The 19088-nt window shown below is 57.8% G+C and carries 20 protein-coding genes; 5 read left to right on the top strand and 15 right to left on the bottom strand.

What is annotated here, in order from left to right:
- A partial coding sequence (locus BLQ55_RS26870) for a transposase (RefSeq protein WP_176814256.1) occupies positions 1-299 on the bottom strand: 299 nt, incomplete at its 3' end.
- Positions 300-465: 166 nt separating this feature from the next.
- On the opposite strand from BLQ55_RS26870, the gene BLQ55_RS26865 reads away from it, so the two are divergent.
- The 3 genes from BLQ55_RS26865 to BLQ55_RS26855 all read left to right on the top strand — a co-directional run bounded on the left by BLQ55_RS26865 (position 466) and on the right by BLQ55_RS26855 (position 3715).
- Positions 466-945: a hypothetical protein gene (locus tag BLQ55_RS26865; protein ID WP_092258361.1), complete on the top strand. Its 480-nt coding sequence runs from the start codon at positions 466-468 to the stop codon at positions 943-945.
- Between the two features lie 12 nt (positions 946-957).
- The gene (locus BLQ55_RS26860) at positions 958-1191 is read left to right on the top strand and encodes a hypothetical protein (RefSeq protein WP_092258358.1); all 234 of its coding nucleotides are present in this window, start codon (positions 958-960) and stop codon (positions 1189-1191) included.
- Between the two features lie 211 nt (positions 1192-1402).
- Entirely contained in the window at positions 1403-3715 is a 2313-nt protein-coding gene (locus BLQ55_RS26855; protein WP_092258355.1) for an SIR2 family protein, read from the top strand.
- Between the two features lie 124 nt (positions 3716-3839).
- Here BLQ55_RS26855 and BLQ55_RS26850 read toward each other — a convergent pair whose 3' ends face one another.
- The 7 genes from BLQ55_RS26850 to BLQ55_RS26820 form a co-directional block, all read right to left on the bottom strand.
- The gene (locus BLQ55_RS26850) at positions 3840-4454 is read right to left on the bottom strand and encodes a uracil-DNA glycosylase (protein ID WP_092258352.1); all 615 of its coding nucleotides are present in this window, start codon (positions 4452-4454) and stop codon (positions 3840-3842) included.
- A gap of 70 nt (positions 4455-4524) precedes the next feature.
- Positions 4525-4887 carry a DUF6124 family protein gene (locus BLQ55_RS26845; protein ID WP_092258349.1) on the bottom strand — a complete coding sequence of 121 codons (363 nt, stop codon included), beginning with the start codon at positions 4885-4887 and terminating at the stop codon, positions 4525-4527.
- Between the two features lie 644 nt (positions 4888-5531).
- Positions 5532-6167, bottom strand: a complete 636-nt coding sequence (locus BLQ55_RS26840; protein WP_092258345.1) for an SCO family protein — start codon at positions 6165-6167, stop codon at positions 5532-5534.
- On the bottom strand, positions 6164-7063 hold the full coding sequence (gene cyoE / locus BLQ55_RS26835) for a heme o synthase (protein ID WP_060739833.1): 900 nt from the start codon (positions 7061-7063) through the stop codon (positions 6164-6166). The genes BLQ55_RS26840 and cyoE overlap by 4 nt, the downstream gene beginning before the upstream one ends.
- Positions 7051-8130, bottom strand: coding sequence for a COX15/CtaA family protein (locus BLQ55_RS26830; RefSeq protein ID WP_092258342.1), 1080 nt, complete (start codon positions 8128-8130; stop codon positions 7051-7053). Before BLQ55_RS26830 ends, cyoE begins: the two co-directional genes overlap by 13 nt.
- A 10-nt stretch (positions 8131-8140) precedes the next feature.
- Complete coding sequence (locus tag BLQ55_RS26825; RefSeq protein ID WP_092258367.1) at positions 8141-8734, bottom strand: hypothetical protein; 594 nt, start codon at positions 8732-8734, stop codon at positions 8141-8143.
- Positions 8700-9437, bottom strand: coding sequence for an SURF1 family protein (locus tag BLQ55_RS26820; RefSeq protein WP_092258339.1), 738 nt, complete (start codon positions 9435-9437; stop codon positions 8700-8702). The genes BLQ55_RS26825 and BLQ55_RS26820 overlap by 35 nt, the downstream gene beginning before the upstream one ends.
- 70 nt (positions 9438-9507) lie before the next feature.
- Between BLQ55_RS26820 and BLQ55_RS26815 the strand changes: the two genes are divergently transcribed.
- Entirely contained in the window at positions 9508-9711 is a 204-nt protein-coding gene (locus tag BLQ55_RS26815) for a twin transmembrane helix small protein (protein WP_092205492.1), read from the top strand.
- Positions 9712-9735: 24 nt separating this feature from the next.
- Here BLQ55_RS26815 and BLQ55_RS26810 read toward each other — a convergent pair whose 3' ends face one another.
- The 4 genes from BLQ55_RS26810 to coxB all read right to left on the bottom strand — a co-directional run bounded on the left by BLQ55_RS26810 (position 9736) and on the right by coxB (position 14119).
- Positions 9736-10623 carry a cytochrome c oxidase subunit 3 gene (locus tag BLQ55_RS26810; RefSeq protein ID WP_092205491.1) on the bottom strand — a complete coding sequence of 296 codons (888 nt, stop codon included), beginning with the start codon at positions 10621-10623 and terminating at the stop codon, positions 9736-9738.
- A gap of 24 nt (positions 10624-10647) precedes the next feature.
- Entirely contained in the window at positions 10648-11199 is a 552-nt protein-coding gene (locus tag BLQ55_RS26805) for a cytochrome c oxidase assembly protein (protein ID WP_092205490.1), read from the bottom strand.
- Between the two features lie 117 nt (positions 11200-11316).
- Complete coding sequence (ctaD, locus tag BLQ55_RS26800) at positions 11317-12909, bottom strand: cytochrome c oxidase subunit I (protein ID WP_092205489.1); 1593 nt, start codon at positions 12907-12909, stop codon at positions 11317-11319.
- Positions 12910-12991: 82 nt separating this feature from the next.
- Positions 12992-14119: a cytochrome c oxidase subunit II gene (gene coxB, locus BLQ55_RS26795; RefSeq protein ID WP_092205488.1), complete on the bottom strand. Its 1128-nt coding sequence runs from the start codon at positions 14117-14119 to the stop codon at positions 12992-12994.
- 374 nt (positions 14120-14493) lie between these two features.
- On the opposite strand from coxB, the gene BLQ55_RS26790 reads away from it, so the two are divergent.
- On the top strand, positions 14494-15144 hold the full coding sequence (locus BLQ55_RS26790) for a hypothetical protein (protein WP_092205487.1): 651 nt from the start codon (positions 14494-14496) through the stop codon (positions 15142-15144).
- 262 nt (positions 15145-15406) lie between these two features.
- Here BLQ55_RS26790 and BLQ55_RS26780 read toward each other — a convergent pair whose 3' ends face one another.
- From BLQ55_RS26780 to BLQ55_RS26770, 3 genes are all read right to left on the bottom strand, one after another.
- A complete protein-coding gene (locus BLQ55_RS26780; RefSeq protein WP_092258334.1) occupies positions 15407-16936 on the bottom strand; it encodes a SulP family inorganic anion transporter in 1530 nt (509 codons plus the stop codon).
- A gap of 88 nt (positions 16937-17024) precedes the next feature.
- Positions 17025-17756, bottom strand: coding sequence for a carbonic anhydrase (locus tag BLQ55_RS26775; protein ID WP_092204874.1), 732 nt, complete (start codon positions 17754-17756; stop codon positions 17025-17027).
- Positions 17757-17959: 203 nt separating this feature from the next.
- Positions 17960-19018: a PA0069 family radical SAM protein gene (locus BLQ55_RS26770; protein ID WP_092258331.1), complete on the bottom strand. Its 1059-nt coding sequence runs from the start codon at positions 19016-19018 to the stop codon at positions 17960-17962.
- Positions 19019-19088 lie beyond the last annotated feature (70 nt).

Here is a 19088-nt window from a genome sequence, read left to right as displayed (position 1 = left end):
GAAAAACTGCCATCCCGGTCGCGTGGGATATCCAGCCGCAGCGGACCATCTCCGGTCAAAACGGTTTTTCCACTCTTGCCATTGCGCTGATTAGTTTCATCCTCCGGGCGCTGCGCGCCCGGGGGATAGCCCAAGTGATGGCCGAGTTCAGCGGTCAAGGCTCGTTCAATCAGGGCCTTCTTGAACGCTGCCGAGGCGTCCTCGATGGCTTCCGCTGTCATCAGCCCCTCACCAAACTGCTCAAGCAGCTCTTTGGGGATTTTGGGCAGGTCACGCAGGGGTTTCTTTTTGGTTGGCATACATGCACCTCTGACTCATGTTATGCCCGAACACAAAATTTCTGACACTCCCGGCTGCTTAACTGACCGACATTCCCCGCTCTCCAATCCAACAAGCTGAAAATGATTTGAATCCAATTCGCTCGTTGTAGAGAATCGCCACCTTTACCCCAAAAGGATGCGGGCGATGAAGTTCGAAGGGACTTTCCAATACATGGGCAATCACGGGATCGTCTTCAACGTCTCGCAGATCACCCTCACCGACAGCGAACGTGGACGCTTGCGCGAGCTGCATTTTGGCGAGGCGAAAAGCGCCCACTATGAGGTCAACAGCAAGGTCGTCGAGGTATACGACAAGATGCAGGCCAAGAACCTGCCGTGCGTGATGATGATCGGCATCTCCAAGCCGCTGACCCGGCAACAGGGCGATGCCCTCAATGCCCAACGCACCAAGATCGCCAACCTTGCAGCCACTGCCTTCGCTGCCGCCACCACAGCCGTGGCCTCCTCTTATGTGGGTGTACCTGTAGGGGCCGGTGTGCGCATGTATGCCAATGAAATCCTGCCCACCTACCATGCTGGCGACGTGCTGGTCAGCATCGAGGCGCAGGTCAACGGTGGTATCGGCCCGCAACGCACCCTCTCGACATTGATCATCAAGACCTGACTGGAGACGCACATGTCTGAAATTACCCAACTGGTCATTGCCTTGGTGCTGTTCTTTCTGCTCGATCGGTTTCTCAAGCCGTACGTGCTGCGCAAGTGGCTGGGAGTGGTGTTGGCGGCGGCGGGTGTGGTTGGCTGCGTTGTTGCAGGTCAGAATCGTTTGTTGGGGGTTGATCTGGGGTTGCTGTCGGTTTTTGCTGTGGCTATAGGGGTGGGGTTGTTTATGACGCGGCGGCGGTTTGAGTAGATTGATTGAAGGGAAGGAGGGATAGATGGAATATAAAAATAAATCTGTCCTCGTACTCCTTGTTCATACCCACTTCTCCTCCTTTCCTTCGGCTTGACATAACGGTTTCCTATCGATTTCAGAATGTGTTGACTGTATGTATGCACAGCATCGCTTTAATAACTCTATGCCCCTATGATGGCATTTTGACGCCATTAAAATAAGGACAGTTATGCACGATTTGGAAATCATTCCTAATACGGATCGCCGCGCTGCTGAGTTAGTGCAATCCTACTACAGACGATCTGAACTGATCCCTTTTATAGGATCAGGATTTACCAAGGATTGCCCTGCATTCAAGTCAAAAGTTCCAGATGCTAAGGCTCTAATTAGCGGTATTAAAAAGCTTGCTCAGGCAAACAATGATCTTAGCGATACTCACAAATTGCAAATTAATGGAATTTCATCCCTTAAAAGTTGCTTTGGATTAATCGCTCGACCAGGATTTATCCCACAAAAAATAACTCGAAACTATTTTGAAGCTGTTTTTTCCAAGGTTAAATTGGCAGCTCCAAAAAAAAGCATACTAGATTTGGACTGGCCTCATATATTTACATTTAATATCGATGATGCTATTGAAAATCATAGACGTGACCTCATTAAGGTACTACCGCATCGCCAAGTTTCCGTGGAGCGGGCGAACGCCGGAAAGTGTCTATTCAAAATTCATGGCGATATTTCGGATTACTTAGTTTACGAAGACACCAAACTCATTTTTACCTGGAAAGAATACGCTGAAAGTATTTCTACCAATGCATCAACTCTTTCCATGTTGAGAGATTTTGCTAGGAATGGCTCTTTGCTCTTCATTGGTTGTAGCCTAGACGCAGAAGTCGACCTTCAGAACTTGGCAAAAGACTATACGTTCTCACGATCTATTTTCTTAAAGGTAGGCGACATAGATATTGAATCAGAGATGGCATTACAAGATTACGGTATTAAGACGATAATAAAGTTTGACAATTATGACGAGATTTATACTTGGCTAGATGAAACCTTGAGAGATATTGCTCCTGAACCCCGATTGCAAAACCTTGAGATTGAGGTCAATCCCACAACAAAAGGCGCTATCATAGATTATATTGCGAAGGGAGGACCCATATTTCACAGTAATTCAGGCAAGAGAGTGGCCTCACTTCCTGAAATCACAATCGCACGTGAACTCATAGGAAGGAATCGCAGTAATATTTCCAATAATGCCTATACTGCTATTATTGGGCGTCGATTCGCAGGAAAAACAACTGCTTTACTTGAAATATATAAGGAGTTTACGGAATATAATACCTATTTCTTACCATCCACTGAGGCATACTCTCCGAAACTTAAGTCTCTAATCGAAAAAAATGAGCATTCGATGTTTATTTTTGATTCGAACAGCATCGCCAGCGAAGACTTTAAGGAGATACTAAAACTCCGAACATCTCCCACAAATAGACTGGTCTTTTGTTTTTCAAAATCAGATTTCGAACAATATCGTCCCTCGTTAGATCGCGGCAATGTTAAATTCCATACTATTACATTGGCGCCGAATCTCTCTTCCCAAGAAGCCACAGATTATACAGGTCTCCTCAATACTTTAGGGCTACCAAACTATAAGTTTGGAGAGAGTTTGCTGGATTTTTCCTATAGGGTTTATGGCGAATACAAAAGTCAAATTAAAAGTTCTAAGCTCTTTGATCGTCATCTTAACGAAGAGCTATTCAACATTTGCTTGTTGACAGCCGCTTTTGATAAGGCTACTTCCGGGCAACTTACAAGTATAGATCCAGAGTTTGATGTGTCACGTTTTACTGCCAAATATGAAATCATTTTTGAGAGTGAGCGTCTGTCTGGCGGTGGCGGAAAAGTCATACTCTGTAACTCTAAGCCTTGGTTGTTTACTATATTAAAAGACGCCTCGCGAACGAACGCTAAAGCTGTAGTTGACTATACTTCTAATCTAGTTTCGCTTCTACTGAAAAATGGCCATCAAGAAGCCGCGAATTCGCTTATTCGCTTTGATAAATTGAATGAAATTTTCTCAAGTGGTGCAGCTAAATTAATTCGTGAAATTTATCGAAAGCTGCATGGCGAGTACAACAAGATACCACATTACTGGCTTCAAATGGCTAAATGTGAATTGATGGCCGGAAAAAGCAGTGATGAATTAGATCATGGAATACATTGTTGCCGAAAAATTCGAATTGATGATGGCGGCAAGAAGACAAATACATACTACAGCGCCACACTGATACTCGGTCAACTCTTGTGTAAAAAATACGAACGTACTCAGGATTTTGAACTCTTTCCCGACATGCTTTCATTATTCATAGAGTCTTTTGAGAATTATCAGAACAATAAGTCGCACCTTGACAAAGTAAGGGCAAACTACAAGTCAAATAAGCATTCTATAAGAATGGCTCTTGATGCATTGTTTGGTCAAAGTAATAATTTTTCTCTTTTGAACAAGAGTACTATCAAAACGCTTCAGCAGTATCTGGCTTGAATCGTAATTGTACTGAAATTCGAGATTGATATGTAATTCCAGAAAAGAGGACAGATTTATTTTCTGAAAATAAAAAATAAATCTGTTCACCTTTTTAGACTGTTATCCCGTTTCTTGAACGGAATCAAACCCGACTGGCCTCCTCCCATATTCCTGGTATCAGATCCCACATTTCCCGATTCATATTCCGGACCTTGGGTGAAGGATGTCCCGACGTAAATATTTTAACGTTCATTGACTGCATGAACTTTGCGGCCTTTGCTGCTTGACGGCCTACCAGCACCATTGTTTTGAGTTTGGGCAGCAGCACCAAGAGACCTGCCAGCTCCTCTACACCAGCACGTCTTTCGCCAGTTTTTATCTTGATAGTGCCGTTCCATCCGGGTATGACGTTCCAGAGCACCATTCTCTTGCGGTCGATTCTCGCCTGTTCGGAGAAGATGAAGAGAGCTTGCGCAGTTGAATCATCGTTGTTGCGTGAGATAAAGCCGGAGCCCTTTCGTTTCGTTTGGGGGGAAGTCATGGGGCCGGGTTTTTCCAGCAAAAAAAGCATGTCCGCCTCGACTCCACCATCCATTGGGTCAAAGTCTTGAAACTCCCAATCAGGATGTTTGGCGCGAAGGCCCTCTACATAGGCTGTCAGTGGAGCAATGTGAGGCTCATAGAGCATGCGCCGCCGCATTGCCACAAGTTCCGGGTGCCTCAAATTTCGAGGGGCATCGTGATATTCAATCGTCATGAGAAAAACTCAATCATCCAAGAACAAAAAACCGACGCAAGGACGTCGGTTTTTTTCGTTGGGAAAAATACTACTGCCGCGGCTCCACATTATCCAACACCCGATTCGCCAACAACGAGCTCAGCTCAATCAACTGCTGGATCCCCTGCGCCACATGACGCCTCGATCCATCCAGATCAAACGCCAGATCACTCACCATGGCATCAGCCGAAGCCAGCGTCTCACTGAGATTAGCGAGCAAGCATTCGTCATCAAGGCCTTTCACGACGGTGAATAGTTGCCCCGGTTTGGGATCGTCTTGGGATTTATCCGATTTCGGTAGCAAGTAGTGATCGAGCACGCGTTTGGTGGTTTCGTCTTGCTGCTTGGCTTTGGATTTTGCGGATTGCGGGGTGGGGTCTGCATCTGGGGGATTTGGAGTTGCTTTGAACATTTTCACGTTTCCTTTGTTAGTAGGCCGCTACCGTCTCGCTACTAAACGAAAGGGAGGCAGCTGTGCGCAAGTTAGTAGACCGGTAAGAAAACGGAAAACCCGGCGCGCCCGAAGGCGCCATGCGCACAGCCACCATCGAGTGCGGGCAATGCCCGACTGATGAGACTCATGCGACCGTATCCTTAACCGGGCTACTAAACCCGACCACTGATGGGCAGTGGCAGGAAAACAATAGAACCCAGGGACAAGGCGCACAAGCGGGCGGATTCTGGCGTAGTTGTAGGCAAAGGCGCAAGGATGCGTGGGTTGGTGGAGGTGTGTAGGTGGGGGCTGTAGGAGCCGGGTTTACCGGCGATGCGGGTGACTTGTTTTGGTCTGGAACCGTGTCGATTTCATCGCGAGCAAGCTCGCTCCCACAGGGATCGGGGGCTGTTGCAGATGCTGTGTTCACCAACACCCGGTGTGGGAGCGGGGGCAGGGGGCCCCTCGCCCTGAACCCGGCCATCGCGTTGTGCCATGTTGATCGTGTTCAGCCTTTTGGGGGCTGCTGCGCAGCCCAGCGGGGATAAATCCCCTCGCCACAAGGGACTTCCTTACCACAAGGAATCGGCATGGCTTAGCTGAGCGGCATGCCCCTGGGAGGGCTATTTGCGCTTCAGCATCTCCGGCAACTGCGCCACCAATTTCTGATTATTCAACGGCGCACGAATAAACCCACGCTGGGTGCCGTCCGGGCCAATCACTGCGAGGTTGCCGCTGTGATCAACCGTGTAGTTGGGCTTGCTGGTATCCGCCGGAATGAACGGAATGCTCACCGCATTCGCCAGTTTCTGCAGGTCTTCAACCGATGAAGCTGTCAGCCCTTTGAACTGCGGATCAAAGTACCCCAGGTACTGCTTCAACTGCTTGGGCGTGTCGCGGTTCGGGTCGACGCTGACCAGTACGATCTGCAACTTATCCACAGCCTCTTTCGGCAACTCGCTTTTGATCTGGCGCAGTTGGGCGAGGGTGGTGGGGCAGATGTCCGGGCAGAAGGTGTAGCCGAAGAACAGCAGGCTCCATTTATCCTTCAAGCCGTCGACTGCCACCGGCTGGCCGTCCTGGTCGGTCATTTTCACGTCCGGCAGGGTGCGGCTTTGCGGCAGCAGGATGATGCCGGCGTCGATCAGCGCGGTCGGGTCGCCCTGGCCTTTGCCGGACAGCACCTTATTGATGGTCAGGCCGAGGATCAGCGCGATCACGGCCACAAGGATGAAGACGGTTTTCTGGGTTCGAGTCATAGGCTCAACAGTAAGTAATGATCTACAAGCAGGGCGATGAACAGCAGGAACAAGTAGTAGATAGAGTACTTGAACGTATTGATCGCCGCGTGCGGCCGACTGCCACGGTACAACACCACGGCCCATTGCAGGAACCGGGCGCCCAGTACGAGCGCGCAAACAAGATAGAGCATCCCGCTCATATGGATCACGAACGGCATCAGGCTCACCGCCAGCAGCACCAGGGTGTAGAGCAGGATATGGATCTTGGTGTAGTGCTCGCCGTGGGTCACCGGCAGCATCGGGATGTCGGCCTTGGCGTATTCCTCTTTGCGGTGGATGGCCAGGGCCCAGAAATGCGGCGGGGTCCAGGCGAAGATGATCAGCACCAGCAGCAGTGGTTCGGCGCTGACATGCCCGGTGGCCGCCACCCAGCCCAGCAGTGGCGGCGCCGCGCCGGCGAGGCCGCCGATGACGATGTTCTGCGGCGTTGCGCGCTTGAGGAAGCCGGTATAGACCACCGCGTAACCCAGTAGTGAGGCGAGGGTCAGCCAGGCTGTCAGTGGGTTGGTGAAGGCCAGCAGCAAGGCTTGGCCGATCACGGCCAGGGCCAGGGCGAAAGTCAGTGCGGCGGCGGGGGAGATCCGTCCCTCGGCCAGTGGCCGTTTATGGGTGCGGGCCATGACTGCGTCGATGCGCCGGTCCACCACATGGTTGACCGCCGCCGCGCCGCCGGCACACAGGGCGATGCCCAGGTTGCCGAAGACCAGCACCGTCCATGGCACGCCGGCGCGGGTGGCGAGGAACATGCCCACCAGCGAGGTGATCAGCATCAGCACCACCACTTTGGGCTTGGTCAGCTCCAGGTAATCGCGCCAGATCGCTTGGCTGTGGCGTTCACCGGTCAAGGTTGCCATGGCATCTCTCCTTTTATTGTCAGGGGGCTGGCGCCGTGTTTATGCGGGTTGAACCGCCAGCGCAGCGGGACTTGATGCTTGACCCGGACCAGGCTGGTACGGGCGTGATAGTTGACCAATACCAGGGTCAGCAGCAACGCGGCGCCCCCGGCGTTGTGGGCGACGGCCACCGGCAGCGGCAGATGGAACAGCACGTTGCTGATGCCCAGGGTGATCTGCGCGGCCAGTGCCGTCAGCACCAGCCCGGCCAGGCGGGTCATGCCGACGGTCTTCAATTGCCAGGCCAGCCCCAGCAGCACCACGGTCACCAGCAAGGCGCCGATGCGATGGGTCAGGTGGATGGCGGTGCGGGCGTCGCTGTCCAGTTGCCCGCCCAAGTAGTTGGGGCCGATGTGTTGGGTCAGGTGGAAGCCGTTGGCAAAGTCGGCCGGTGGCAGCCATTGGCCGTGGCAGGTAGGGAAGTCGATACAGGCCACGGCGGCGTAGTTGGAGCTGACCCAACCGCCGAGGGCGATCTGGCCGATCACCAGCAGCAGCCCGGCGGTGGCCCAATGTTGCAGGCGCTTGGGCACGGTCAGCGCCGGCAGCACGCCGGATAATCGCAAGGTCAGCAGGAACAACAGGCTCAACGTCGCGAAGCCGCCCAGCAAATGCCCGGTGACCACCTGCGGCCAGAGTTTCAGGGTCACGGTCCACATGCCGAATGCCGCTTGTGCGAAGACCACCGCCAGCAGGAACAGCGGCAACTTCAATGGCTGGCCCGGGCGGTGGCGGTTCATCCAGGACCGTGCCGCCAACGCGACGATCATCAAGCCCAGGGTCCCGGCGAAGTAGCGATGGACCATCTCGTTCCAGCCCTTGTGGGCTTCCACCGGGGCATCGGGAAAGTGCAGCTCGGCATGGGCCAATTGGGCTTCGCTCTTGGGCACGCTGATGAACCCGTAGCAACCGGGCCAGTCCGGGCAACCCAGGCCGGCGTGGGTGAGCCGGGTGTAGGCGCCCAGCAGGACGACGATCAGTGCCAGCAGCGTGGCAAACAGCGCGAGGCGAAATCCAGGTTTGGCCATGTCGATGCCCTCATCCGATGTTCGACAGTTTCAGCAAGTGGCGCAGGTCGTTGAGCAGGTCCTTGCCCTTGACCCGGGCGTCGTAGCGCAGCACCAGGTTGCTGTGGGGGTCGATGATCCACAGTTGGGCGCCGCCGGAGCCCTGGGCGCCTTTCTGATAGGCCGGCAGGTCCAGTGGGTAGCGTTGCAGTTGCGGGTATTCGCGCTGCAATTGCCCGTTATATTCAGCGTCCAGCGGTTGTGCGATAGCCAGGGCGTGGCTGGCACGGGAGGCGTCGCGGCCGAGGCCGATCTGCACCTGCCGGGCGAGGTAGACCAGTTGCCGGCAATCCACCGAGCATTCCTGTGGCGCCGTGACCAGGATCTGCCAGCGCTGTTCATCGGCCTGCACGCCAATCTCGGCGCGGGTCTGGCCGTTGCCAATCAGTTCGCCGTGGTAGCTGCGGCTGTCGGGCACCCAGAACTGGAATTTGTACATGCCGGTGGCCAGGATCATCGGGCCGATCACCCCCAGCAAGATCAGCAGCAATTGCACGCGGCCCTTGCGACGGCTGTGTGCCGTGGGCGCCTCAGACGTGTTGGTTGGATTCATGGTGCTTCCCATGGTGTCTCCCTGCGTTGTGCCATCCGAGATAAAGAAAAAGGCCGAACAGGGCCGCCGCCATGGCGAACCACTGCACGGCATAACCGAGGTGTTTTTCCGGACCCATGGCCACCACCGGCCAATCGGTCCGGTAGGCGCCGGGGCCGCTTTGCTGGCGCATTTCATAGGCGAAGCCGCTGCGGCCCAGTTCGCCCCAGAGCTTGTCCGGCTCGATGGCGGTGACCAGTCGCGGCCAGGGCGCGCCCGTCGGGTCGGCGTGGAGCTGGAACGTCGCGCCCGGTGCGACATAGACCCAGGCCTGGAGGCTGATGGGTTGTTCCGGCGTGTCGAAGACCGGCGGGGTGCGCCGGTCCGGCCAGGGCAGCCAGCCGCGATTGACCAGCAGCCAGAGCCCGGTCCGGTGATCGAGGAACGGTTGCAGCAACTCGACGCCGACCTTGCCGTCGTGTTGGCGGTTATCCAGCAGGATGCTGTGCTCGGCGTCGAACTGGCCCTGCAGCGTGACCGCTCGAAAGGCCGGGTCGGTGGTGTGCGCCAGCTCGGTGCTGTCCATCGGCGGCGCCACGCGGCGCTCGGCGTAAGTGTCCATGAGCACGCGTTTCTGTTCGCCCCGGCTCAATTGCCAGAACCCCAGGCACACCATCACCGGCACCAGCACGGCCACCACCAGAGACGGCACGATGCCTGGCCGGAAACCTTTCATGGTGCCGTCCGAAAGCCATCGAACGGGATAGCTATACTCACGTGCATCGCGTCCCCCCGGAGTGTTCCTGATGCTAAAAGCAGCCATCGTCCTGATGCTGATTGCCACGATTGCCAGCCTGTTCAGCGGCCTGTTTTTTCTAGTCAAGGACGACAGCGATTCCAATCGCCTGGTCATCGCCCTGGCGATTCGGGTCAGCCTGGCCGCCGTCACCGTCGGCCTGATCGCCTGGGGTTTCTTCAGCGGCCAGTTGGTGTCCCACGCTCCCTGGTAAAGAGCCGCCTTGGTAACGTCTGCCTCAGAGCACGTAGACGAAGATGAACAAGCCGATCCACACCACATCGACGAAGTGCCAGTACCAGCTCGCCGCCTCGAAGCCGAACTGGTGCTCGTTGTCGAAGTGCCCGCGCAGGATGCGCATCAGCATCACGAACAAAATGATCGTGCCGATGGTGACGTGGGCGCCGTGAAAGCCCGTGAGCATGAAGAAGGTCGCGCCGTAGACGCCGGAGCCCAGGGTCAGGCCCAGCTCTTTATAAGCGTGGATGTATTCCTCGGCCTGGAAGCCCAGGAAGGCGCAACCCAGCAGCACGGTGATCGCCAGCCAGAGTTTCAGCGCGCCGCGATGGCCTTTTTTCAAGGCATGGTGGGCGATGGTGACGGTGACGCTGGAGCTGACCAGCAGGATGGTGTTGAGCAGCGGCAAGCCCCAGGGGCTGATGACCTCCTTGGGCGCCGGGAAGAGTTTCGGGTCGGGGTTGTGCAGCAACGGCCAGGCGAACTCGAAGGTCGGCCAGAGCATATGGGAAATGCCCTTGGGACCTTCGCCGGCCAGACCTGGCGCGGAAATCGTGCGCACATAGAACAGTGCGCCGAAGAACGCGATGAAGAACATCACCTCGGAAAAGATGAACCAGCTCATGCCCCAGCGGAACGAGCGGTCGAGCTGGGCGCTGTACAGCCCGGCGCGGCTTTCCTTGATCACCGCGCCGAACCAGCCGAACAGCATGTAGGCCACCAGCAGGCCGCCGACGAAAAAGATCAGCGGGCCGTGGGATTCGGGCCGGGCGGCTTTCAGGTCATTGAACCAGGTCGCCAGGCCGTACACCGTGACGAACATCCCGACCGTGGCGATGATCGGCCATTTGCTCTGGGCCGGAACGTAATAGTGTTCGTGAGTTGCCATTTATTGTTCTCCTTATCGGGCACGCTATCGGTCAGTGTTTACAGCCACCGGTGGATGACGAGCGGTGATATCGAACAGCGTGTAGGACAGCGTCAGGTGCTTCACTTCCTTGGGCATGTCCCGGTCGACGATGAAGCGCATGGGCATTTCGATGCGTTCGCCGGGTTGCAGCACTTGCTGGGTAAAACAAAAACATTCGGTCTTGTGGAAATACGCCGCCGCGGTGCTCGGCGCGATGCTCGGTACCGCCTGGGCACTCATCGGCCGGTCGGTGGGGTTGTGGGCGACAAACACCATTTCGTTCACCGCCCCCGGCTGGACCACCAACTGATCGCCCTTGGGGTAGAAGTCCCAAGGCATGTCCACCGAATTGGTCGACAGGAACTGCACGCGAACCTGGCGCGACTCATCGACGGTCTGCTCGCCTTCGTATTGCCCGGCGGTCTTGCCATTGATGCCGAACGCCTTGCACATCACGTCGTAGATCGGCACCAGGGCAAACCCGAAGACGAACATGGCCACCACCACCAGCAACAGGCGGGTGACCAGTTTTTTCATCGAAATCGAATCAGCCATGGACGCGGCTCCTTGCACCGAACCTTGTGGGAGCGAGCCTGCTCGCGATGCAGACGACGCGGTGTGCCTGTGCTACCGCTATCGCGAGCAGGCTCGCTCCCACAAAAGCTGCAGTGTTCATTTCACTTCCGGCGGCGTGGTAAAGGTGTGATACGGCGCCGGCGACGGCACGCTCCACTCCAGCCCTTCGGCACCGTCCCAAGGCTTGGCCGGCGCGGGTGGGCCGCCGCGGATGGTCTTGATCACGATGAACAGGAAGAAGATCTGCGTGGTGCCGAACATGAACGCGCCGATGGACGAGACCATGTTGAAGTCGGCGAACTGCAGGTTGTAGTCGGGAATCCGCCGGGGCATGCCCGCCAGGCCGACGAAGTGCATCGGGAAGAACGCCATGTTCATACCGATGAAGGACAGCCAGAAGTGCAGCTTGCCGAGGGTTTCGTCGTACATGTGGCCGGTCCATTTCGGCAGCCAGTAGTAGGCCGAGGCGAAGATCCCGAAGATCGCGCCGGGCACCAGCACGTAGTGGAAGTGCGCGACCACGAAGTAGGTGTCCTGGTACTGGAAGTCCGCCGGGGCGATGGCCAGCATCAGCCCGGAGAAACCGCCGATGGAAAACAGGATCACGAACGCCACGGCAAACAGCATCGGCGTCTCGAAGGTCAGCGAGCCTTGCCACATGGTGCTCGCCCAGTTGAACACCTTCACCCCGGTGGGCACGGCGATCAGCAGGGTGGCGTACATGAAGAACAGCTCGCCCACCAGCGGAATGCCGACCACGAACATGTGGTGCGCCCAGACGATGAACGACAGGAACGCGATGGCGGCCGTGGCGTAGACCATCGAGGTGTAGCCGAACAAGGGCTTGCGCGAGAACGCCGGGATGATCGAGCTGACGGCACCGAAGGCCGGCAGGATCATGATGTACACCTCGGGGTGGCCGAAGAACCAGAACACGTGCTGGAACAGCACCGGGTCACCGCCACCGGCGGCACTGAAGAAGCTGGTGCCGAAGTGGATGTCCATCAGCATCATCGTCACGCAGCCGGCCAGCACCGGCATCACCGCGATCAGCAGGAACGCGGTGATCAGCCAGGTCCAGACGAACAGCGGCATTTTCATCAGGGTCATGCCGGGGGCGCGCAGGTTGAGGATGGTGGCGATCACGTTGATCGCGCCCATGATCGAGCTGATGCCCATCAGGTGGATGGCGAAGATGAAGAACGTCACGCTTTCCGGCGCGTAGGTGGTGGACAGTGGCGCGTAGAAGGTCCAGCCGAAGTTCGGCCCGCCGCCCGGGGTGAACAGCGTCGAGACCAGCAACAGGAACGCCGCCGGCAACAGCCAGAAGCTGAAGTTGTTCATGCGCGGCAGGGCCATGTCCGGCGCGCCGATCATCAGCGGGATCATCCAGTTGGCGAGGCCGACGAAGGCTGGCATCACCGCGCCGAAGACCATCACCAGGCCATGCATGGTGGTCATCTGGTTGAAGAACGCCGGCTCCACGATCTGCAGGCCCGGCTGGAACAGCTCGGCGCGGATCACCATGGCGAACGAGCCGCCCAGCAGGAACATGGAGAAGGCGAACCACAAGTACAGCGTGCCGATATCCTTGTGGTTGGTGGTCAGTACCCAGCGCATCAGGCCCTTGGCGGGGCCGTGGGCGTGGTCGGCACCGGCATGACCGTGGTCATCGATCACAGCACTCATGTCCTGTCTCCTTCGAACGAGTGGGCTGGACGGTGCGGGGCGGCAAGCCCCGACCGGTTACGGGAACACACGTCAGGCCGGCTCATTTGCTTTCCGCCTGTTTGAGTTCCAGCACTTCTTTAGGCGTAACCATGTCGCCCTTGTTGTTGCCCCAGGCGTTACGTTCATAGGTCACGACCGCGGCGATATCGACTTCCGACAATTGTTTGCCGAACGCGGCCATGGCGGTGCCCGGCTTGCCGTGGAAGACAATGCTCAGGTGATCGGCCTTGGGCCCGGTGGCGATTTTCGAGCCCTTGAGCGCCGGGAACATCGGCGGCAGGCCCTGGCCTTCGGCCTGGTGACAGGCCACGCAGGTGGTGTGGTAGATCTTGTCGCCACGTTCCTTGAGTTCTTCGAGCGTCCATTCCTTGCTGGTCAGCTCTTTAAGCTGCGCGGCTTCGGCCTTGCGTTCGCCCAGCCATTTCTCATAGTCGGGCTTGCTCTTGACCTCCACCACGATCGGCATGAAACCGTGGTCCTTGCCACACAGCTCGGCGCACTGGCCGCGGTACAGGCCGGGCTTGTCGACACGGGTCCAGGCTTCGTTGACGAACCCGGGGATCGCATCGCGCTTGACCGCGAAGGCCGGCACCCACCAGGAGTGGATCACGTCGGCGGAGGTCACCAGAAAGCGCACCTTGGCATCGACCGGCAGCACCAGCGGCTTGTCGACCTCCAGCAGGTAATGCTCGCCCTTGGCGCTCTGGTTATGGATCTGTTCGGCGGGGGTGGCCAGGTTGCTGAAGAACTCGACGTCCTGGCCCAGATACTTGTAGTGCCATTTCCACTGATAGCCAGTGATCTGGATATCGATGTCCGACTCGCTGGAGTCGTACATCTTGATCAGGGTGGCGGTGGCGGGAATCGCCATCAGCACCAGGATCACGAAGGGCACGATGGTCCAGAGGATTTCGACGCGAGTGTTTTCGTGGAAGTGCGCGGCATTCTGGCCGGTCGAGCGGCGGTGCATCATCATCGACCAGAACATGGCACCGAAGACGATGATGCCGATGACCACACAGATCCAGAAGATGGTCATGTGCAGGTCGAACACTGCGTTGCTGATCTGTGTGGCTCCAGGCGCCATATTCACAGTCCAGGCCGCTTGTGCCTGGCTGAAAATCGACCACAACAGGAGGCCCATCCATACGTGTGGATGTCGCGTCATTGCGGGTTCCCCTTATCGTTCTTGTTATCCCGTAGGCGTAACGCCTGCGGCAAGGGATCGGCTACTTCAGACTACCAACTTGAACCGCCGCGCCTTGCTGCACATGCAATCGGGTGTCATCAGCTAACTCCATTCCAACCCGAGTATAGACAGCACCTGCAACCTCGCAACGCGATGGCGTAAATCGTTTGAAACAGCCGGGGCTTGCGCTAGAGCCCACGAATGGAGAAGGATGCGAGCCTGAGTGATGGCAAACCGATATAACTGCGACGCAGCAAGGATGAGGCGGTTATGAAAAATAGGTCTTAGGAGTGTTTTTGGGCCAGCTAAGTTATGTCTTCCCTATTTCTTTGCCTTTGTTTCCTGGAGTTGTCATGAACACCGCCGCATTGCGCGAGCAGATCCAAAAAGCCCAACAACACGAAGCCGAGACCGGCCAGTTGACCCGTCAGTTGACGGCCCAACTGCCGAACCTGCACCGAGCCATTCAATTGCCGGACGCGAACGCCAACGACGTCCTGGCGCGTTTTGTCGCCGCCTACATTGATGAAGTCCCCGACCTGCTGGATGCAGCCAATGATGTCGCCAGGGAGGCGGGTATCGAGTCGCAGATCAAACCGGTACTGAAGATTGCCGAACAGTACTTCCTCCAGCCGCCGACCATCATGGCCGGGCATGTCGGGCTCGACAGCCTCCTGGACGAAGCCTACCTGGCGCATCGGTTCGTCGAAGAGGTCAACGACCTGTACATCAAGCATTTCGGCCAGCCATTGATCCCCTTGGACATGACGGTCGCCAATCTGATCGCCCACCAGTTGATCGGTGAGGCATTTGCCAACCAACTCGATGAAGTGGTCCATCACGCGTTCGATGAGATGCTCAACGACGAGACGTTTGCATTGGAGTCGGTAGAAACCTACCGCGAGAAGCTCAGCAGCCCGGAAACCGGCGCGGCCTGGAAGCGCTGGCCGTGCATGTCCCGTCGTCTGGGCGTGGGGCTGGAGCTGGATCAGCCGGCGGCTTGATCCATCAGGACAACTTAAACCCTGTGTGGGAGCGAGCTCGCTCGCGATGGCATTGCATCAGCAACATCGCAGTTGCCTGACACACCGCTATCGCGAGCAAGCTCGCTCCCACATTGAATCCGGGTTGTTCATAAAGCATTGTGTCCAGCAACAGCCCCCTGTGGGAGCGAGCTCGCTCGCGATGGCATTGCATCAGCAACATCACAGTTGCCTGATACACCGCTATCGCGAGCAAGCTCGTTCCCACAGGGTTTCTTGGGTGTCAGGCGGACGCCGCGCCAACCCCCACGGTCGTGCGCAACCGCCCCTCCAACCTGCGCTTGAGCCCACGGGATTCGATCAGCAGCTTCGAACCCTTGCTGGCATTCGCCCGGCCCCATTCTTCCAGCAACTCCAGGCACGAGTGGTCGATGTAGCTCAGGTTATTGAGCGGCACATGCACGGTCGCGCCGGTCGGTATGGTGCCCAGTACCTGGGTCAATGCCGGCACCTTGAGGAAGGTGGCGGCCCCGACCAGTCGCAGTTCCATCTCGCCTTCCTGGGGCAGGTCGATCAGGCTGATTTTCAGGCGCGAGGCTTTCCAGGCCAGTTTCGCCAGGGTCAGGCCGAAGCCGATCAGCACACCGGTCAGCAGGTCGGTGAAGATGATCGCCAACGCCGTCGCGGCGTAAACGAACATCGGCATCCGGCCATAACGGCCCAGGCTGCGAAACGCCTTGAGGTCCACCAGTTTGAAACCGGTGTACACCAGCACGCCTGCCAGGCTCGCCACCGGAATGCTTTGCAGCACGCTGGACAGCAACAAGACGAACAGCAGCAACCACAGGCCGTGGAAAATCGTCGACATCCGTGTGGTGGCCCCGGCCTGGACGTTGGCCGAGCTGCGCACGATCACCCCGGTCATCGGCAAGGCGCCGAGCAGGCCGCAGAGCATGTTGCCGACACCTTGTGCCGACAGTTCCCGGTCGAAGTCCGCACGGTCACCGCTGTGCATGCGATCGACGGCAGCCGCTGACAGCAGGGTTTCGGCGCTGGCGATGAAAGCCACCGCGAACGCGGCGATCAGCAGCGTCGGGTCGGCCAGGTTCAGCAGGTCCGCCGGGCGCAGCCAATCAATGGCTTCGGCCATGTTCTCCGGTACTTCCACACGCTTGACCTGCAAGGCCAGCAGCAGGCTGGCGACGGTCGCCAGGCCGACACCCAGCAAGGCGCCAGGAATGAAGCGCAGGCGGTGGGGACGAAACTTTTCCCACAACCACATCACCGCAATCGTCGACAGGCCGAGCAGGCCGGCCTGCCAGCCGAAGGACGGCAAGGCCTGGGCCACCGCCGCCGGGAACGCCGCCAGGTTATCCAGCCCGGAGGGCTTGGGCGCGGCGTCGAGCATCACATGGACCTGGGACAGTATGATCAGCACGCCGATACCCGCGAGCATGCCGTACACCACGGCAGGCGCGGTGACCCGGAACCAGCAGCCCAGGCGGAAACGCCCGGCCAACAATTGCAGCAGACCGGCCAGCAGCAGGATCGGCCCGAGCATCGCCACGCCATGCTGGCGCACCAATTCGAAGACCAACACCGCCAAGCCGGCGGCCGGGCCACTGACTTGCAGCTTCGAGCCGGCCAGGAAACCCACCACCAGACCACCGACGATCCCGGTAATCAAACCTTTGGCCGGCGGTAGGCCAGAGGCGATGGCGATGCCCATGCACAAAGGCAGGGCCACCAGAAACACAACCACCGAAGCCAGCAGCTCCCGTGGCAGTACAGCTTTTAATTGAGCAGCACGCATGGCAACTCTCCCGAAGTTTTCTTCAGGCATGGCGAAGCCCTACCGCGCAAATGGCGGCAAGGCTTGAACCACACAAGTTTAAGAGTGGTTAGAAGCGCGCTTTGGGCGTCGCCACCGGTATCGGATGGCTGCCATCGAGCGGCAGGAAACGTCCCTGGTCCGCATCAAAGGCTTTGATCTCGCTGGTCTCGATGTTGTACACCCAGCCATGGATGAACAACTGACCGCTGGCCATGCGCGACGCTACCGAGGGATGCGTTCGCAAATGCTGCAGCTGCGCGATCACGTTTTCTTCGGTGAGGACGGGCATGGTCTGTTTTTCGTCGCCGCACGGACAGTTGTCATGGACCATGGTCTTGGCCACTTCGGCGTGGCGCAGCCAGGCCTTGACCGTGGGCATTTTTTCCAGGGTGTCGGGGTTGAGCACGGCACGCATGGCGCCGCAGTCGGAATGGCCACAGACAATGATGTGTTGCACACCGAGGGCCAGCACGGCGTATTCGATGGCGGTGGAGACGCCGCCGTTCATCTGCCCGTAAGGCGGCACGACGTTGCCGACGTTACGGGTCACGAACAGGTCGCCGGGGGAACTATGGGTGATCAACTCGGGCACGATGCGCGAATCGGCGCAGGTGATGAACATCGCCCGGGGGGCTTGGGCGGTGGCGAGTTTCTTGAAGAGTTCTTCCTGCTGCGGAAAGATCTCGTGATGGAAATGCAAAAAGCCGTCAACAATATGCTGCAGCGCTGCATCGGCGGTTTCCGCCTCGGGTTGGGCTGAAGCCGACGCAGCCAACGGCTGTTTATCCTTGTCACTCATGATTCATCCTCTTTTGACGGTATGACGCCAGTGGCTGGTTAAAATACGTCCAGGTCGGGTGTTCGACCTGTCAGTCACTCGCTGAACAAGGTAGCGGCCGAAACTTAACTCAAACTGAAATCGAAGGCTCTAGGACAATGATTCCAGGGGTGGCGAAACGCTGGCGCAGATCATGTCCGGAGCCGTTCCAGGTTCAACTTTAATCAAATCAACGACATCTGTCGGCCCGGCGGACAGAAGGCATCGCAGTCAAGATTGTAGCCGTCGCGGCGGTCCAGTCCCAGGCGCTTGAGTGCCTTGGCGAATCGTTGGGCCAGCAGGTCGGCGAACGGGCCTTCGCCGCGCATCCGCGCACCGAAGCGGCTGTCATACAGTTCGCCACTGCGGCTCTGGCGCACCAGGCTCAGTACGTGGGCAGCGCGTTGCGGGTAATGCGCCTGCAACCACTGCTCGAACAGCGGCGCGACTTCCAGCGGCAGGCGCAGCATGACGTAGGCGGCATTCTGCGCGCCGGCGGCGTGGGCTTCGGCCAGCAGGCTCTCGATCTCGCTGTCGTTGATCATCGGGATCATCGGTGCGCACAGCACCCCCACGGCGATCCCCGCCTCGCGCATGACCTTGATCGCCCGCAGCCGTGCCTTGGGCGCCGCCGCGCGGGGTTCGAGAATGCGCTTGAGTTCATCGTCCAGGGTGGTGAGGCTGATCATCACGTGCACCAGGCGTTGTTGCGCCAGCTCGGTCAGCAGGTCCAGGTCGCGCAGGATCAGCGAACCCTTGGTGACGATGGTCACCGGATGCCGATAACGCAGCAGCACCTCGAGAATCCGGCGGGTTATCCGCTGTTCGCGTTCGATAGGCTGATAGGGATCGGTGTTGGACCCCAGCGCGATCGGTGCGCATTGATAGCCGCGCCGGGACAATTGCGCTTCCAGCACATCGGCGGCATTGGTCTTGGCGATCAGCTTCGTTTCGAAATCCAGCCCCGGCGACAGGTCCCAATAGGCATGGCTGGGGCGTGCATAGCAGTAGATGCAGCCGTGCTCGCAGCCTCGGTACGGGTTGATCGAGCGGTCGAACGGGATATCGGACGAGGTGTTGCGGGTAATGATGGTCTTCGCCGTTTCGATGCGCACTTCGGTGCCCTGGGTCTGCGGGACTTCCTGATACCAGCCGTCATCTTCGGCCACCGAGCGACGCGGGGCGAAACGGTTGTGCGGGTTGGTCGCGGTGCCGCGGCCGCGGGGTGGAAGGGGGGCTGGCATGGGAATACTCCGAAAGCTGTATGTGCATACAGTATTCGCTGTATTCGATTAAGGCCAGTGCCATTCAGCA

This window comes from Pseudomonas sp. NFACC13-1, assembly GCF_900104425.1.
Classification (GTDB): Bacteria; Pseudomonadota; Gammaproteobacteria; order Pseudomonadales; family Pseudomonadaceae; genus Aquipseudomonas; species Aquipseudomonas fluorescens_AA.
This window is presented reverse-complemented; position numbering and strand designations above follow the sequence as displayed.

What these genes read in the sequence shown, in the direction of transcription:
- BLQ55_RS26865 (WP_092258361.1), top strand. Translation starts at nt 466, where the DNA reads ATGAAGTTCGAAGGGACTTTCCAATACATGGGCAATCACGGGATCGTC.
- BLQ55_RS26860 (WP_092258358.1), top strand. Translation starts at nt 958, where the DNA reads ATGTCTGAAATTACCCAACTGGTCATTGCCTTGGTGCTGTTCTTTCTG.
- BLQ55_RS26855 (WP_092258355.1), top strand. Translation starts at nt 1,403, where the DNA reads ATGCACGATTTGGAAATCATTCCTAATACGGATCGCCGCGCTGCTGAG.
- BLQ55_RS26850 (WP_092258352.1), bottom strand. Translation starts at nt 4,454, where the DNA reads ATGACGATTGAATATCACGATGCCCCTCGAAATTTGAGGCACCCGGAA.
- BLQ55_RS26845 (WP_092258349.1), bottom strand. Translation starts at nt 4,887, where the DNA reads ATGTTCAAAGCAACTCCAAATCCCCCAGATGCAGACCCCACCCCGCAA.
- BLQ55_RS26840 (WP_092258345.1), bottom strand. Translation starts at nt 6,167, where the DNA reads ATGACTCGAACCCAGAAAACCGTCTTCATCCTTGTGGCCGTGATCGCG.
- cyoE (WP_060739833.1), bottom strand. Translation starts at nt 7,063, where the DNA reads ATGGCAACCTTGACCGGTGAACGCCACAGCCAAGCGATCTGGCGCGAT.
- BLQ55_RS26830 (WP_092258342.1), bottom strand. Translation starts at nt 8,130, where the DNA reads ATGGCCAAACCTGGATTTCGCCTCGCGCTGTTTGCCACGCTGCTGGCA.
- BLQ55_RS26825 (WP_092258367.1), bottom strand. Translation starts at nt 8,734, where the DNA reads ATGGGAAGCACCATGAATCCAACCAACACGTCTGAGGCGCCCACGGCA.
- BLQ55_RS26820 (WP_092258339.1), bottom strand. Translation starts at nt 9,437, where the DNA reads ATGAAAGGTTTCCGGCCAGGCATCGTGCCGTCTCTGGTGGTGGCCGTG.
- BLQ55_RS26815 (WP_092205492.1), top strand. Translation starts at nt 9,508, where the DNA reads ATGCTAAAAGCAGCCATCGTCCTGATGCTGATTGCCACGATTGCCAGC.
- BLQ55_RS26810 (WP_092205491.1), bottom strand. Translation starts at nt 10,623, where the DNA reads ATGGCAACTCACGAACACTATTACGTTCCGGCCCAGAGCAAATGGCCG.
- BLQ55_RS26805 (WP_092205490.1), bottom strand. Translation starts at nt 11,199, where the DNA reads ATGGCTGATTCGATTTCGATGAAAAAACTGGTCACCCGCCTGTTGCTG.
- ctaD (WP_092205489.1), bottom strand. Translation starts at nt 12,909, where the DNA reads ATGAGTGCTGTGATCGATGACCACGGTCATGCCGGTGCCGACCACGCC.
- coxB (WP_092205488.1), bottom strand. Translation starts at nt 14,119, where the DNA reads ATGACGCGACATCCACACGTATGGATGGGCCTCCTGTTGTGGTCGATT.
- BLQ55_RS26790 (WP_092205487.1), top strand. Translation starts at nt 14,494, where the DNA reads ATGAACACCGCCGCATTGCGCGAGCAGATCCAAAAAGCCCAACAACAC.
- BLQ55_RS26780 (WP_092258334.1), bottom strand. Translation starts at nt 16,936, where the DNA reads ATGCGTGCTGCTCAATTAAAAGCTGTACTGCCACGGGAGCTGCTGGCT.
- BLQ55_RS26775 (WP_092204874.1), bottom strand. Translation starts at nt 17,756, where the DNA reads ATGAGTGACAAGGATAAACAGCCGTTGGCTGCGTCGGCTTCAGCCCAA.
- BLQ55_RS26770 (WP_092258331.1), bottom strand. Translation starts at nt 19,018, where the DNA reads ATGCCAGCCCCCCTTCCACCCCGCGGCCGCGGCACCGCGACCAACCCG.